Annotated in this window: 13 protein-coding genes; 2 read left to right on the forward strand and 11 right to left on the reverse strand. The window is 63.7% G+C overall.

Going from position 1 to position 13,707, the window contains the following annotated elements; translation table 11 throughout:
* Positions 1 to 2: 2 nt before the first annotated feature.
* The 11 genes from carA to pstS all read right to left on the reverse strand — a co-directional run bounded on the left by carA (position 3) and on the right by pstS (position 10,518).
* The gene (gene carA / locus FHS02_RS12795; protein WP_137311901.1) at positions 3 to 1,166 is read right to left on the reverse strand and encodes a glutamine-hydrolyzing carbamoyl-phosphate synthase small subunit; all 1,164 of its coding nucleotides are present in this window, start codon (positions 1,164 to 1,166) and stop codon (positions 3 to 5) included.
* Positions 1,167 to 1,485: 319 nt separating this feature from the next.
* Positions 1,486 to 2,208: a PEP-CTERM sorting domain-containing protein gene (locus FHS02_RS12800; RefSeq protein ID WP_137311900.1), complete on the reverse strand. Its 723-nt coding sequence runs from the start codon at positions 2,206 to 2,208 to the stop codon at positions 1,486 to 1,488.
* Between the two features lie 128 nt (positions 2,209 to 2,336).
* Complete coding sequence (locus tag FHS02_RS12805) at positions 2,337 to 2,741, reverse strand: GlcG/HbpS family heme-binding protein (RefSeq protein WP_137311899.1); 405 nt, start codon at positions 2,739 to 2,741, stop codon at positions 2,337 to 2,339.
* Positions 2,742 to 2,779: 38 nt separating this feature from the next.
* Positions 2,780 to 3,799: a patatin-like phospholipase family protein gene (locus FHS02_RS12810; protein ID WP_137311898.1), complete on the reverse strand. Its 1,020-nt coding sequence runs from the start codon at positions 3,797 to 3,799 to the stop codon at positions 2,780 to 2,782.
* An 86-nt stretch (positions 3,800 to 3,885) separates the two neighbouring features.
* The gene (gene phoR / locus FHS02_RS12815) at positions 3,886 to 5,217 is read right to left on the reverse strand and encodes a phosphate regulon sensor histidine kinase PhoR (RefSeq protein ID WP_137311897.1); all 1,332 of its coding nucleotides are present in this window, start codon (positions 5,215 to 5,217) and stop codon (positions 3,886 to 3,888) included.
* A complete protein-coding gene (locus FHS02_RS12820) occupies positions 5,214 to 5,906 on the reverse strand; it encodes a response regulator (protein WP_137311896.1) in 693 nt (230 codons plus the stop codon). The genes phoR and FHS02_RS12820 overlap by 4 nt, the downstream gene beginning before the upstream one ends.
* A 7-nt stretch (positions 5,907 to 5,913) precedes the next feature.
* On the reverse strand, positions 5,914 to 6,624 hold the full coding sequence (phoU, locus tag FHS02_RS12825; RefSeq protein WP_137311895.1) for a phosphate signaling complex protein PhoU: 711 nt from the start codon (positions 6,622 to 6,624) through the stop codon (positions 5,914 to 5,916).
* 20 nt (positions 6,625 to 6,644) lie between these two features.
* The gene (gene pstB / locus FHS02_RS12830; RefSeq protein WP_137311894.1) at positions 6,645 to 7,433 is read right to left on the reverse strand and encodes a phosphate ABC transporter ATP-binding protein PstB; all 789 of its coding nucleotides are present in this window, start codon (positions 7,431 to 7,433) and stop codon (positions 6,645 to 6,647) included.
* Between the two features lie 56 nt (positions 7,434 to 7,489).
* On the reverse strand, positions 7,490 to 8,362 hold the full coding sequence (pstA, locus tag FHS02_RS12835) for a phosphate ABC transporter permease PstA (protein WP_137311893.1): 873 nt from the start codon (positions 8,360 to 8,362) through the stop codon (positions 7,490 to 7,492).
* Positions 8,362 to 9,306 carry a phosphate ABC transporter permease subunit PstC gene (gene pstC / locus FHS02_RS12840; RefSeq protein ID WP_371861493.1) on the reverse strand — a complete coding sequence of 315 codons (945 nt, stop codon included), beginning with the start codon at positions 9,304 to 9,306 and terminating at the stop codon, positions 8,362 to 8,364. The genes pstA and pstC overlap by 1 nt, the downstream gene beginning before the upstream one ends.
* A 186-nt stretch (positions 9,307 to 9,492) precedes the next feature.
* Positions 9,493 to 10,518, reverse strand: a complete 1,026-nt coding sequence (gene pstS, locus FHS02_RS12845; protein WP_371861444.1) for a phosphate ABC transporter substrate-binding protein PstS — start codon at positions 10,516 to 10,518, stop codon at positions 9,493 to 9,495.
* Between the two features lie 330 nt (positions 10,519 to 10,848).
* On the opposite strand from pstS, the gene ppk1 reads away from it, so the two are divergent.
* Together ppk1 and sixA are read left to right on the forward strand one after the other, a co-directional pair.
* Positions 10,849 to 12,939, forward strand: a complete 2,091-nt coding sequence (ppk1, locus tag FHS02_RS12850) for a polyphosphate kinase 1 (RefSeq protein WP_137311890.1) — start codon at positions 10,849 to 10,851, stop codon at positions 12,937 to 12,939.
* A 57-nt stretch (positions 12,940 to 12,996) separates the two neighbouring features.
* A complete protein-coding gene (sixA, locus tag FHS02_RS12855) occupies positions 12,997 to 13,464 on the forward strand; it encodes a phosphohistidine phosphatase SixA (RefSeq protein ID WP_137311889.1) in 468 nt (155 codons plus the stop codon).
* The last annotated feature ends 243 nt before the right edge of the window (positions 13,465 to 13,707 follow it).

Genomic DNA, 13,707 nt, shown 5'->3' on the forward strand with positions numbered 1-13,707 from the left:
TTTTATTTCTTCTCCGCTGCTTCCATCATCGAGATGAAGCGGTCAAACAGATACGATACGTCGGTGGGGCCAGGCGATGCTTCGGGGTGGCCCTGGAAGCAGAACGCGGGGGTGTCGGTGCGGGCAAAGCCCTGCAGCGAACCGTCGAACAGCGACACGTGGGTGACGCGGCAGTTGTCGGGCAGGGTCGCGGCATCCACGGCGAAACCGTGGTTCTGCGACGTGATCAGCACCTGCTTCGAATCCAGGTCCTGCACCGGGTGGTTGGCGCCGTGGTGGCCGAACTTCATCTTCAGCGTCTTGGCGCCGGAGGCCAGCGCCATGATCTGGTGGCCCAGGCAGATGCCGAACGTGGGGATCTTCTTTTCCATCAGTTCGCGCGTGGCGCGGATGGCGTAGTCGCACGGTTCCGGATCGCCGGGACCGTTGGCCAGGAAGATGCCGTCCGGGTTCAGCGCCAGCGCATCGGCCGCGGTCGATTGCGCCGGCAGCACGGTAACCTTGCAGCCGCGCTGCGCCAGCATGCGCAGGATGTTGCGCTTCACGCCATAGTCGAACGCCACCACGTGGAAGCGCGGGTTTTCCGACTTGCCGTAGCCTTCGCCCAGCGTCCATTCGGTCTCGGTGAATTCGTAGGCGGCCTGGGTGGTCACGACCTTGGCCAGGTCCATGCCGGCCAGGCCCGGGAACGAGCGGGCCAGTTCGACAGCCTGCGCCACCGAAGGTTCGTTGCCCTGCGTGCCGGTCAGGATGGCACCGGCCTGCGCGCCTTTTTCGCGCAGCAGGCGCGTCAGCTTGCGGGTATCGATGCCGGCGATGGCCACCACGTTCTCGGCTTTCAGGTAGTCGCCCAGCGACTGCGTGGAACGGAAGTTCGATGCCAGCAGCGGCAGGTCGCGGATGATCAGGCCGGCGGCGTGGACTTTCGATGCCTCGACGTCCTCGGTGTTGATACCGTAGTTGCCGATGTGCGGATACGTCAGCGTGACGATCTGGCGCGAATAGCTGGGGTCGGTCAGGATTTCCTGATACCCGGTGATGGACGTGTTGAAGACGACTTCACCGGTGGTGTGACCGGCGGCGCCGATCGAATAACCTTTGAAGACGGTACCATCGGCAAGAGCCAGGATGGCTGGAACGGATGGGCCAGAAAAAAATGGCGGCAAGGGCAACTCCTGTAAAGTTACCGTAGCCGCGCCACGTCAGCGACCCGCATAAAAAATTAGCCGGGCTAGGCCAGGCTGCGAGTCGGATGAGAATGGGATGATGTGGTAGGCGCTACGGTAGATAAGTATTGGCTAAACCTTTGAATTATAACTCAAAGAAGTCCACTCGGCAATGGCGGGCAGCTAATCGACCGGCCCATTCTAGGCCGTAACGCGCATGGGCGGCGCCGCCATGGCGACCGTCCGCCCGCCCCGCCGGCGATCTGCCGCGCCGCTTATCATGCCACTGCCATGCCACTACCATGCCACTACCGTGCCGCTAACCGTCCCGCTTGCTTTGCCCAGGAAGCCGGTCGCGCCGCCGCGCGGCCCAGCCGACGATGCCAAGGCCCGCCGCCAGCATCAGGAACGCGTGCGGCTCGGGAATCGGCGACACTTCCACGTGCAGCACCAGGCTGTACAGCGATGCCGACGCGATCGACTCGGCAAACGCGCCGCCGCCCTCGACACCCCAGGCCTGCGCCAGCAGCATGCCGGAGATGCCGACATCGGCCATGCCGGTCAGGTCCAGCACCGGCGTCGACACGTCGATCGGGTTTTCCGCCCCGATGTCGGTGTGCAGCGCGCTCCACGTCGTCGATCCGACGGTCAGGTGGGCGTTTGCTTCGTTGTGGACGATGCCCGGCGGGAAATCCGGCAGCTGCCCCGGCGCCATCTGGCCGAAGGCGACACCGGTCAGCATGATGCGCGATACGCGGTAACCGGCATCGATGTCGAGCCGCAGCGCACTCCAGAAGTTCTGGTCGGCAGTGGCCCCGGCGCCGGCGATGTCGTGGGCTTCCACGGCCAGGTGCTGGTTCAGCGTATCGAGCGAAAAGCTGTACGTGTCGGGAAACACGTCGACCTGCGTGATGCTCCAGTCTTCCGGCACCGGGCCGTCGACGTAGGTGATCGTGAATGCCGCCGTGTCGATACTGGTCGCGGCGATGGCGGGAGAACACAACAGCACGCCGAGCGCGAGCCCGGCCAATGCACGTTTCATGGGAAACCTCCGTCCGTTGGAGAAGCATGGAACTTCGTGGATGCGGCGGCGGGCGCCGCCGCTTCAGCTGTGCCGGCTTACAGATTAGCAGCCGGCGCCGAAGAGTCCAGACGGAGGTTGGCGGAAAATCAGCCCAGCGCGGCGATGCCGGCCTTGGCGATCTGCGCATCCTGGTCGGAAGCCACGCCCGACACACCCACCGCACCCACGGTATGGCCGTCGACGACGATGTTCACGCCGCCTTCCAGCAGGCCTTCCACTTCCGGCGCCGTCAGGAACGCATAGCGGCCTTTGTTGATCACGTCTTCGTAGACCTTGGTTTCGCGGCGGCCCAGTGCCGACGTCTTGGCCTTGGCCGGGGCGATGTGCGCGCTCAGCGGCGCGGCGCCGTCGAGGCGCTGCTGCCACAGCAGGTGGCCGCCGTCGTCGACGATCGCGATCGACACTGCCCAGCCGTTGGACAGCGCTTCGGCTTCGGCGGCGGCGGCGATCTTCTTCACATCGGCCAGTGTCAGGTAAGGCTTGCTTTGCATGGGATTCTTCCTTCGGTTGATGAACTTACTACGGTCAATCACTTCACGGCCACGGCAGGCGATTCGCGCCGCGCCTTCAGTTTCTGCTTGATCTGCGGCATCAGTGCCAGCGTGGCCTTTTCGCCGGCCTGCATCGCCCGCGCGCGGCTGGCGAAGTCGTTGCTGGCCATATTGCCCAGCGGCGGCTGGATCACCACGTCGGCATCGCGCAATTCGTACTGGTTGATGCGCTGGCCCATGATCGAGAACGTCTGCATGATCACTTCGAGCGACGAGACGGCGGCCTGCGCCTCGGTCTGCGTGCTGATGTTGACGGCGATGATGAACTCGGCGCCCATCTCCTTGGCGAAGCGCACCGGCACGGGCGCGACCAGGCCGCCGTCCACGTAGGTGCGCTGGCCGATGGTGACTGGCTGGAACACGCCCGGCACGGCCGAGCTGGCGCGCACCGCCTGCCCCGTATTGCCACGCGTGAACAGGATCGGCTGGCCCGTCTTCAGGTCGGACGCGACGGCGCCGAACGGCAGCTTGAGTTTTTCGATCGGGCGCTGGTTGACGGCCTTGTTGACGTAGCTTTGCAGCGCGACGCCCTTCAGCACGCCGGACTTGGTGCCGAACAGCGGCAGTGCCCAGTCCGAGATCGCCGCCTCGTCCATCGCATATGCCATCTTCTGCAGGGCGCCCGCGTTGTTGCCGGCGGCATACAGCGCGCCGACGACACTGCCGGCACTGGTGCCGACGACGACGTCGGCCATGATGCCGTTGGCCTCCAGCGCCTTGATCACGCCGATATGCGCGAAACCGCGCGCGGCCCCGCCGCCCAGCGCCAGGCCGATCTTCACCTTGCGCTGCGGCGGCGCGGGATTGTGGAGCGTGGGGGTTGGATCGCCGAGCGCGGGCGGAATCACCGGCGGCAGCGTCCCGGCTGCTCCCGGCGCGGCGGCGCCGGGAACCGGCGGCACAACGGCCGGACCGGCGCCCGGCGCAATGGGAGCGCTGCCACAGCCGGCCAGGAAGGCCGCGGCCAGCGCGTACGCGGTCAATCGTTTCAGGAACATCGGTGTCAATCTGCTTCGGTTGGGGCGCAGGAACAGCGGCGCGCCGGAAACGCGCGCATCGGCGCGCGCTCAAACGGCAGATTGTATCAGTTCACGGACAGCGCCGCGGCAGGCGCCGGCGCCGGATGGGGCGCTGCCGACAGCGACTTCGGCAGGTTCACGGTGAAGGTGCTGCCCTTGCCCGGCTCCGAGCTGATCGACAGCGTGCCGTTATGGCGCAGCAGCACGTGCTTGACGATCGCCAGGCCCAGGCCGGTGCCCTGGGTCTCGCGCGACCGGCTCTTGTCGACCCGGTAGAAGCGCTCGGTCAGCCGGGAAATGTGCTCGGGGCTGATGCCGATGCCGGTATCGCGCACGGTGAACCGCACGCCGGCCGCCGTATCCTCCCACTTCAGGGACACGGTACCGCCGGCGGGGGTGTAGCGTACCGCGTTCGCGGCCAGGTTGCCGAACGCGCTGTACAGCTCATCCGTGCTGCCCATCACGTCGCCGCCGTCCATCTCGAGCACGATCTCGTGCTTGCCGGCGGACAGCGCCAGCGCATCGCGGCGCACCTTGTCCAGCAGGTTGCCGATATCGACGCGCTCGGCGCGCACCGGATGGTCGATCGATTCCAGGCGCGACAGCGTCAGCATGTCCTCGATCAGGTGCTGCATCCGGTAGGCCTGGTCCATCATCAGCTTCAGGTGGGCCTGGCGCGTGGTCTCGTCGAGCTGCTCGGCGGCGGCGATTTCCAGGAAGCCCAGCACCACCGTCAGCGGCGTGCGCAGTTCGTGCGAGGCGTTGGCGACGAAATCGCGGCGCATCATGTCGGTACGCTCGCTTTCCGTGACGTCGTGCGTGACGAGGATCTGCCGGCGGTTCTCGAACGGAATGATGTGCGTGATCAGCTTGCGCCCGCGGAACGACAGCACCAGCGGCTGGTCGTAGCGGCCCAGGATCAGGTAGTCCATGAAATCGGGGCTGCGCACCAGGTTCGTCACGCGCATGCCCTTGTCGCGGTCGTGCCGCAGGCCCAGGTGTTCTTCGGCGGCCGGGTTGCACCATTCGAGGAACAGCACGTCGTCCATGATCACCACGCCGTCCGGCAGCAGGTGCATCGCCTGGCGGAAGCGGGCCAGCCACTCGGTCAGCTCGGCCTGGTTTTTCTCGTCGTCGCGGCGCAGCCGGTACAGCCGGGAAAACACCGGCGTCCATTCGCCCCAGCCATCGGGCAGCTTGGCGCTGTTCGGTTCGTCGAGCCAGCCGGACAGCTGGTACAGGTAATGCAACTGCACCAGCACCATCGTGCCCAGGGCGGCCAGCGCGGTCAACAGCGCCGGCAGCATGCCGAACCACCACCACAACAGGCCGATGCCGAACGCGCCGGCCGTCATCTGGATGGCGACCGGTACCCAGAACACGAACTTGGGGTTCATGTTTTCTCGGACAGCATGTAGCCGACGCTGCGCACCGTCTTGATCAGGTGTTCCGCTTCCTTCAGCGCCTTGCGCAGGCGCAGCACGTGCACGTCGACCGTGCGTTCCTCGATCACCACGTGGTCGCCCCACACCTTGTCGAGCAGCTGGCTGCGCGAGAAGACCCGTTCCGGGTGCGCCAGGAAGAACTTCAGCAGCTTGTATTCGGCATGGCCGATATCGATCTTGCCCTGCCCCAGCGATACGGTGCAGCTGACCGGGTCGAGCGTGATCGGGCCGGCGCGCATGGCCGTATCGGCATGTTCCGGGCTCTTGCGGCGCAGCAGCGCACGCGAACGGGCCAGCAGTTCGCGCGGCGAAAACGGCTTCGTGATGTAGTCGTCGGCGCCATTGTTCAGGCCCGCCAGCTTGTCTTCCTCCATGCTCTTCGCCGTGAGCATGATGATCGGGATGTCGGCGAAATGCCGGTCGCCGCGGATGCGCGCCAGCAGGCGCAGGCCGGTCTGGTCCGGCAGCATCCAGTCGAGCAGGATCAGCTGCGGCTTGCGCTCATGGATGAAATCCCATGCTTCCTGCGTGCTCTGCACCGAGCTGACGTTCCAGCCCGACTCGCGTAACGAGAACGTGACCAGCTCGACAATCGCCGGTTCATCTTCAACAATCAGTACTGTCGTTTTATCCGCTGCCATCTGTCGTTCAGTCTTCCCTGGTTCCTTCGCCGGCCGCTACCGGGCGGCTGCTGTGACGGATGTCGACGCCTTCCACCACGTAGATCACGTACTCGGCAATGTTCTTGGCATGGTCGCCGATGCGCTCGATCGCCTTGGCAACCCACATCGTGTCCAGCGCAGCCGAAATTGTACGCGGATCTTCCATCATGAACGTAATCAGGTTGCGCATGATCGTGCGGAACTCATGGTCGATCACCGCATCCTGGGCGATCAGCTGGGCGGCCTGGCTGTGGTCGTTGCGGGCGAACGCATCCAGCGCGTCGTGCAGCATGTCGCTGGTGGCGGTGGCGATGTTGCGCACCATTTCATAATGGTTGACCGTGACGGCACCGCGGCTGTGCAGGCTTTTCGCGGTGCGCGCGATCTTCGAGGCTTCGTCGCCGATGCGCTCCAGGTCGGTGATGACCTTGATCGTGGCCATGATCGTGCGCAGGTCGTTCGCGGCCGGCTGGCGACGAACGATCAGGTGGCTGCACTGGTCGTCCAGCTGCACTTCGAGCTGGTTGACGGCATCGTCTTCGCGGATCACGCGCTCGGCGCGCTCCTGGTTGCCGATGCGGAAACAGGTCATCGCGTCGAGGAATTGCGTTTCGACCATGCCGCCCATCAGCAGCACCTTCGAGCGGATCGCTTCCAGGTCGTGGTCGTAGGCCTTCGAGGAATGTTCGCCAATCATTATTGTATTTTCCCTTCCGATTAGCCGAAGCGGCCGGTGATGTAGTCCTGGGTTTCCTTGCGGGCCGGGTTCATGAAGATCTGGTCCGTTTCGCCGAACTCGACCAGTTCGCCCAGGTACATGTAGGCGGTGAAGTCGGAGCAGCGGGCGGCCTGCTGCATGTTGTGGGTCACGATGGCGATCGTGTAATCCTGCTTCAGCTCGCTGATCAGTTCTTCCACTTTCGACGTGGAAATCGGGTCCAGTGCCGAGGTCGGCTCATCGAGCAGCAGCACGTCCGGCTTCACGGCCACGCCGCGGGCGATGCACAGGCGCTGCTGCTGGCCGCCGGACAGCGACAAGCCGCTCTTGCCCAGCTTGTCCTTGACCTCGGTCCACAGCGCGGCCTTCTTCAGCGCCCATTCGACGCGCTCGTCCATTTCGCCTTTCGACAGGTTTTCATACAGGCGCACGCCGAAAGCGATGTTGTCGTAGATCGACATCGGGAACGGCGTCGGCTTCTGGAACACCATGCCGACCTTGGCGCGCAGCATGTTCACGTCCTGGCTGCCTTCGAGAATATTGGTGCCGCGGTAGGCGATCGTGCCCTCCGCGCGCTGGCCGGGATACAGGTCGTACATGCGGTTCAGCGTGCGCAGCAGCGTCGACTTGCCGCAGCCCGACGGGCCGATGAAGGCCGTCACCTGGCGCTCATGGATATCCAGGTTGACGTTGTGCAGGCTGCGGGTCTTGCCATAGAAAAAATTGAGGTTCTTGATCTCGATGATCTTCGATGCCGATTTTGCGGCTGCGGTCGCTTGCGCGTTCATGTGCTGTTCTCTTGTATAGAATTCGATGATGGATTCGCCGGATGCTGCGCCGATCGTCAGTTCGGGATCTTCTGCGAGAAGACCGTGCGCGACAGGATGTTCAGTGCCAGCACGCTGAAGGTGACCAGCAGCGCGCCGGCCCAGGCCAGGTCGCGCCAGTTGTCATAAGGGCTCATCGCGAACTGGTAGATCACGTACGGCAGGTTGGCCATCGGCTTGTTCATGTCGGCGTTGAAGAACTGGTTCGACAGCGCGGTAAACAGCAGCGGTGCCGTTTCGCCGGTGACGCGGGCCACGGCCAGCAGCACGCCAGTCACCACGCCGGCCTTGACGGCGCGCAGGCGCACCAGCGTCGCCACTTTCCAGCGCGGCGCACCCAGTGCGAAGGCCGCTTCGAGCAGGCTGTTCGGCACCAGGCGCAGCATGTTGTCGGTGGTGCGCACGACCACCGGCACGGCGATCAGCGTCAGCGCCAGCGAACCGGCATAACCGGAGAAGTGATTCACGTTGGCGACATACAGCGCGTAGACGAACAGGCCGATCACGATCGATGGCGCGGACAGCATGATGTCGGTGACGAAGCGGGTCACGGCAGCCACCTTGTTTTCCTCGCCGTATTCGGCCAGGTAGATGCCGGCCAGGATGCCGATCGGGGTGGACACCAGCGTCGACAGGCCGACCATCAGCAGGCTGCCGACGATCGCGTTCATCAGGCCGCCACCTTCACTGCCGGGAGCCGGCGTGGTTTCGGTAAACAGCGCCGGTGTCAGTGCGGCGAGGCCGTTGATCAGCAGCGTGGCCAGGATCCACAGCAGCACGATGACGCCGATCGACATGGCGCCGATCGACATGGCGATGCCGATGCGGTGCGTCCACAGGCGCCTCCGGTAGACGGGATTCATGGGGGATTTGACGGCGGCGGTCGACATTATTTGACACCTTCTTTACGGGACATGCCGGCCAGCATCAGCTTGGCGGCGGTCAGGACGATGAACGTGATCACGAACAGGATCAGCGCCAGGGCGAACAGCGACGACACATGCAGCGTCGTGGCGGCTTCGCCGAATTCGTTGGCCAGCGTGGAAGCGATACTGTTACCCGGCGCAAACAGCGACGCGGACAGCTTGTTGGCGTTACCGATCACGAACGTGACGGCCATCGTTTCGCCCAGCGCGCGGCCCAGGCCCAGCATCACGCCGCCGACGACACCGGTCTTGGTGTATGGCAGCACGATCTTGCGCACCACTTCCCAGCGCGTGCAGCCCAGGCCGTACGCCGATTCCTTCAGCACGGCCGGCACGATCTCGAACACGTCGCGCATCACGGAAGAGATGAACGGGATGATCATGATCGCCAGGATCAGCGCGGCGGTCAGGATGCCGATGCCCATCGTCGGGCCGGAGAACAGCACGCCGATGAACGGCAGCTGGCCCAGCGTGGACTTCAGCAGCGGCTGCACGTAGTCGCCGAACAGCGGCACGAACACGAACAGGCCCCACATACCGTAGATGATCGACGGCACGCCGGCCAGCAGTTCGATGGCCGTGCCCAGCGGGCGCTTCAGCCACACCGGGCAGATCTCCGTCAGGAACAGCGCGATGCCGAAGCTGATGGGGAAGGCGATCAGCAGGGCGATGCCGGCGGTGGCCAGCGTGCCGACGATGGCGATCAGCGCCCCGTACTGGTCATTGATCGGATCCCACTCGACGCGGGTCACGAAGCCGGGACCGAATTCCTTCAGCGCCGGCCAGGCACCCATGGCCAGCGAGATGATGATACCGATCAGCACGAACAGCACCGACAAGGCAAACGTCATCGTTACCTTGTGGAAGATCCAGTCCTGCATCCGCTGGCGGCGCATCACGGATTGCATGGCCGCCTGCGACACGGTGGATACCGCCTGCGTCTCCGCCGCTGGGACGGAAGTCATTTCAGCACTCATGGACATAGTTTTAGATGTTTTTCTCAAAATGGCTAGCCGGGAGATCCCCGCTGGGTTACCAGCCGAGTTCCCCCGGTTAACCCCCTCGGGGTCAACCGAGGGAGCAGGATCGTTCGATCAGTACAGCGCCTTGCCGGAAGCGTCCTTCAGGTTCTGCTTCCATGCGGCCTGGACTTGCTTGACCACCGTATCCGGCAGCGGCACGTAGTCCAGTTCCACCGCGGCCTTGTCGCCGTTGGTGAAGGCCCAGTCGAAGAACTTGACGACTTCCTTGCCCTTGGCCGCGTCAGCCTGCTGCTTGTACATCAGGATGAACGACACGCCCGTGATCGGCCACGACTGCTTGCCGGCCTGGTCGGTCAGCACCACGCCGAAGCCCGGGGTCTTGGTCCACTCGGCATTGGCGGCGGCGGCCTTGAAGTTCTCGTCGTCCGGCTGCAGGAACACGCCATCCTTGTTGCGCAGCTGGGTGTGCTGCATCTTGCTCTTCTTCGCGTACGCCCATTCGACGTAGCCGATCGCGCCCTTGATGCGCTGCACGTTGGCGGCCACGCCTTCGTTGCCCTTGCCACCCACGCCGGTCGGCCATTTCACGGCACTGTTGGCGCCCACTTTCGACTTGAATTCCGGATTGGTCTTGGACAGGAAGTCGGTGAACAGGAACGACGTGCCCGAGCTGTCGGCGCGGTGCACGACGGTGATGTCGTCGTCAGGCAGCTTGACGCCCGCGTTCAGCGTGGCGATCGCCGGATCGTTCCACTTGGTGATCTTGCCCAGGAAGATGTCGCCGACGACCTGGCCGGTCAGCTTCAGCTGGCCCGGGGTGATGCCAGGCAGGTTGACCACCGTGACCACGCCGCCCATGATGGCCGGGAACTGCATCAGGCCGGCTTCATCCAGATCTTCCGCCTTCAGCGGCATGTCGGACGCGCCGAAATCGACCGTCTTTGCCTTGATTTGCTTGATACCTGCCCCGGACCCCACGGAAGCATAGTTCAGACCGTTGCCGGTGGAAGCCTTGTACTGCTCGGCCCACTTGGCATAGATCGGGTAAGGGAAGGTAGCACCGGCGCCGGTCATGTCCGCTGCGGCGGCGGTAGTGAAGGCCACTGCTGCGGAAGCGCCTACGATGAGGGAGGCCATCAACTGTTTCATACGCATATCAAAGTTCCTCTTTCGGGGTTGGGGTGTTGAATGCTGCGCAGTGTAGTAGTCGAATATGACGGCTTTATGACATATTTGACGCAGGTTGAAATATTTGCCCGGGAAGCTTGTCATAAGTCTCCGCACGCCTTGTCACAAATCTCGCAAGCCCTTGAAAACAAAGGAATAAACCACGTGTCATAAATCCCCCGATACCGCTTTTCGATGTCATGTTGTTGTCATATTTCTTATCTACACTGTCACAAGCGCCAGCGCTGCCATGGGTAGCGCTAAAATCTTGTCATAATGAATAGAAAAACCGATAAAACCATGAAACCCGAGATCCGCGCGGAAATCACGCGTCACAGCCAGTTCCTCGATCGCGAGCTTTCCCAACTGGCGTTCAACCGCCGCGTCATGGCGCAGGCTGAGGATCCATCGATTCCCGTGCTCGAGCGGTTGCGTTACCTGTGCATCACCTCCAGCAACCTCGACGAGTTCTTCGAGGTGCGCGTTGCCAGCCTGCTGGCCGCGGCCACCGTCGACGGCAAACTGTCCGAACACCCTGCCCTGACCGCCAACCTGAACCGTGTGTCGTCCGAGTGCCATGCGCTGGTGGCCCGGCAATATGACATCCTGAACAGCCAGATTCTGCCGCTGCTGAAGGAACATGGCGTGCACCTGCTGCGCAACACCGAACGCACGGAAGCCCAGCGCGCGTGGATCAAGGATTATTTCGAGCGCGAAGTGCGCCCGCTGCTGACGCCGATCGGCCTCGATCCGGCCCACCCGTTCCCGCAGGTCGTCAACAAGAGTCTCAATTTCATCGTCGCGCTGTCCGGCAAGGATGCCTTCGGCCGCGGCACGGCGATCGCCATCATCAAGGCGCCGCGCGTGCTGCCGCGCGTGATCAAGCTGCCGGACGAGCTGTCGGACAAGCCGGGCACCTGCTTCTGCCTGCTGTCGTCGATCATCCATGCGCACATCTCCGAGCTGTTCGCCGGCCGCGAGGTGATGGCTTATTCGCAGTTCCGCGTCACGCGCGATTCCGACCTGTGGGTCGACGAGGATGAGGTGAAGAACCTGCGCCAGGCGCTGAAGGGCGAACTGCAGGGCCGCCAGTTCGGCCGCTCGGTGCGCCTGGAGGTGGCCAAGAACTGCCCGCCGGAGCTGTCCCAGTTCCTGCTCGACCAGTTCGACCTGGACCGTTCCCGCCTGTACCAGGTGGACGGCCCGGTCAACATGGTGCGGCTGAACGAGATGATCGAACACACGAAGATGCCCGAACTGCGCTTCACGCCGTTCGTGCCGGGCGTGCATCCGACCGGCGGCGACATCTTCGCCACGCTGCGCAAGCAGGATATCCTGCTGCATCACCCGTTCCAGTCGTTCCAGACCGTGATCGACTTCATCCGGCAGGCGGCCAGCGACCCGTGCGTGGTGGCGATCAAGCAGACCGTCTACCGCACCGGGATGAATTCCGACCTGATGGAAGCGCTGATCCTGGCCTCCCGGCTGGGCAAGGAAGTGACGGTCATCGTGGAACTGATGGCGCGCTTCGACGAGGAAGCGAACATCAACTGGGCGGACAAGCTGGAGCAGGCCGGTGCCCAGGTCGTGTACGGCGTGGTGGGCCTGAAGACCCATGCGAAGATCGCGCTGGTGATCCGCCGCGAAGGCAGCGCCGACAATTCGGAGCTGCGCTACTACGCCCACCTGGGCACCGGCAACTACCATCCGACCACCACCAAGTTCTACACCGACTTCGGCTTGCTGACGTGCGAACCGAACCTGGGGCGCGACGTGAACGAAGTGTTCATGCACCTGACCAGCCTGGCCAAGCCGCACAAGCTGCATCACGTGTGGCTGGCGCCGTTCGCGCTGCAGAGCGAAATCATCAAGGCGATCCGCAACGAAGCCAAGATCGCCAAGTCCGGCAAGCCGGGCCGCATCATCGTCAAGGTCAACGCGATGGTGGACGAATCGGTGATCCGCGCGCTGTACGCGGCATCGCAGGATGGCGTGAAGATCGACCTGATCGTGCGCGGCGCGTGCACGCTGCGGCCGGGCGTGCCGGGGCTGTCGGAAAACATCAAGGTCCGCTCGATCATCGGCCGCTTCCTCGAGCACAGCCGTATCTATTACTTCCGCAACGACCTGGCGCACGACGTGTATCTTGCCAGTGCCGACTGGATGAGCCGCAACCTGTTCCGCCGTATCGAGGTGGCCTTCCCCGTGCTCGACCGTGCGATGAAGCGGCGCGTGATGGCCGAGGGCCTGAATCCGTATTTGAAGGACAATACGAACGCGTGGGAACTGGAACCGGACGGCCACTACCAGCGTCGCAAGCCGCGCGGCAAGCAGCAGCCGTTCGGCGCCCAGCAATACCTGATGAAAACGCTCGGCACCTCGGCCGAATGAGCCCGCGGCAGCGAAGAGCGTTACCGCCGAACAGTTTGCAGAAAGACGGAGAACCCGATGGATTTGATCTTGTGGCGTCATGCCGAGGCCGAGCCGGGCCATGAAGGCTTGCCCGACCTGGAACGCGCGCTGACGCCGAAAGGCGTGAAGCAGGCCCGGCGCATGGGCAAGTGGCTCGATTCGCAACTGCCGGAAAATTGCCGCATCCTCGCCAGCCCGGCTGTGCGCACGGTGCAGACAGCCGAAGGCCTGGGCCGCAAATACAAGACGCACGCCGAACTGGTGCCGGGCGCGGCACCGGAAGCGATCCTGCAGGCAGCCAACTGGCCGGCGGCCAGGGAAACCGTGGTGATCGTCGGCCACCAGCCGACGCTGGGCCAGGTCGCCGCACTGCTGCTGACAGGCGAGGCGCTGGACGTCGAGATGAAGAAGGCGTCGGCCTGGTGGTTCGTGCAACGCGATCCGGAAGACCCCGCCAGCCTGTACCTGAAGGCCGTAATGGCGGCCGACCTGGTCGTCAAATAAGCCACCGGGAAAGCCACCAAGAGGCACCTTGCAATGACCAAACCGTCTGCTACATTAGAAATGTAGTACCGGGAAGTTGTTCTTAGTGCTTCACCAAGGAGCAGCCCTCCGAAAGGATGGCTGATTTATCATGCCAACTCTACTGACGATCGGCATCTTTATCGCCACCGTGGGACTGATCGCCTACGAAATCATTGCAGAAGGCCGAGGTGGCAACGGCAGACTCACCGACCGCTATCACGA

The organism is Pseudoduganella umbonata, from assembly GCF_014192225.1.
Taxonomy (GTDB): domain Bacteria; phylum Pseudomonadota; class Gammaproteobacteria; order Burkholderiales; family Burkholderiaceae_D; genus Rugamonas; species Rugamonas umbonata.

What these genes read in the sequence shown, in the direction of transcription:
- FHS02_RS12800 (WP_137311900.1), bottom strand. Translation starts at nt 2,208, where the DNA reads ATGAAACGTGCATTGGCCGGGCTCGCGCTCGGCGTGCTGTTGTGTTCT.
- FHS02_RS12805 (WP_137311899.1), bottom strand. Translation starts at nt 2,741, where the DNA reads ATGCAAAGCAAGCCTTACCTGACACTGGCCGATGTGAAGAAGATCGCC.
- FHS02_RS12810 (WP_137311898.1), bottom strand. Translation starts at nt 3,799, where the DNA reads ATGTTCCTGAAACGATTGACCGCGTACGCGCTGGCCGCGGCCTTCCTG.
- phoR (WP_137311897.1), bottom strand. Translation starts at nt 5,217, where the DNA reads ATGAACCCCAAGTTCGTGTTCTGGGTACCGGTCGCCATCCAGATGACG.
- FHS02_RS12820 (WP_137311896.1), bottom strand. Translation starts at nt 5,906, where the DNA reads ATGGCAGCGGATAAAACGACAGTACTGATTGTTGAAGATGAACCGGCG.
- phoU (WP_137311895.1), bottom strand. Translation starts at nt 6,624, where the DNA reads ATGATTGGCGAACATTCCTCGAAGGCCTACGACCACGACCTGGAAGCG.
- pstB (WP_137311894.1), bottom strand. Translation starts at nt 7,433, where the DNA reads ATGAACGCGCAAGCGACCGCAGCCGCAAAATCGGCATCGAAGATCATC.
- pstA (WP_137311893.1), bottom strand. Translation starts at nt 8,362, where the DNA reads ATGTCGACCGCCGCCGTCAAATCCCCCATGAATCCCGTCTACCGGAGG.
- pstC (WP_371861493.1), bottom strand. Translation starts at nt 9,306, where the DNA reads ATGCAATCCGTGATGCGCCGCCAGCGGATGCAGGACTGGATCTTCCAC.
- pstS (WP_371861444.1), bottom strand. Translation starts at nt 10,518, where the DNA reads ATGGCCTCCCTCATCGTAGGCGCTTCCGCAGCAGTGGCCTTCACTACC.
- ppk1 (WP_137311890.1), top strand. Translation starts at nt 10,849, where the DNA reads ATGAAACCCGAGATCCGCGCGGAAATCACGCGTCACAGCCAGTTCCTC.
- sixA (WP_137311889.1), top strand. Translation starts at nt 12,997, where the DNA reads ATGGATTTGATCTTGTGGCGTCATGCCGAGGCCGAGCCGGGCCATGAA.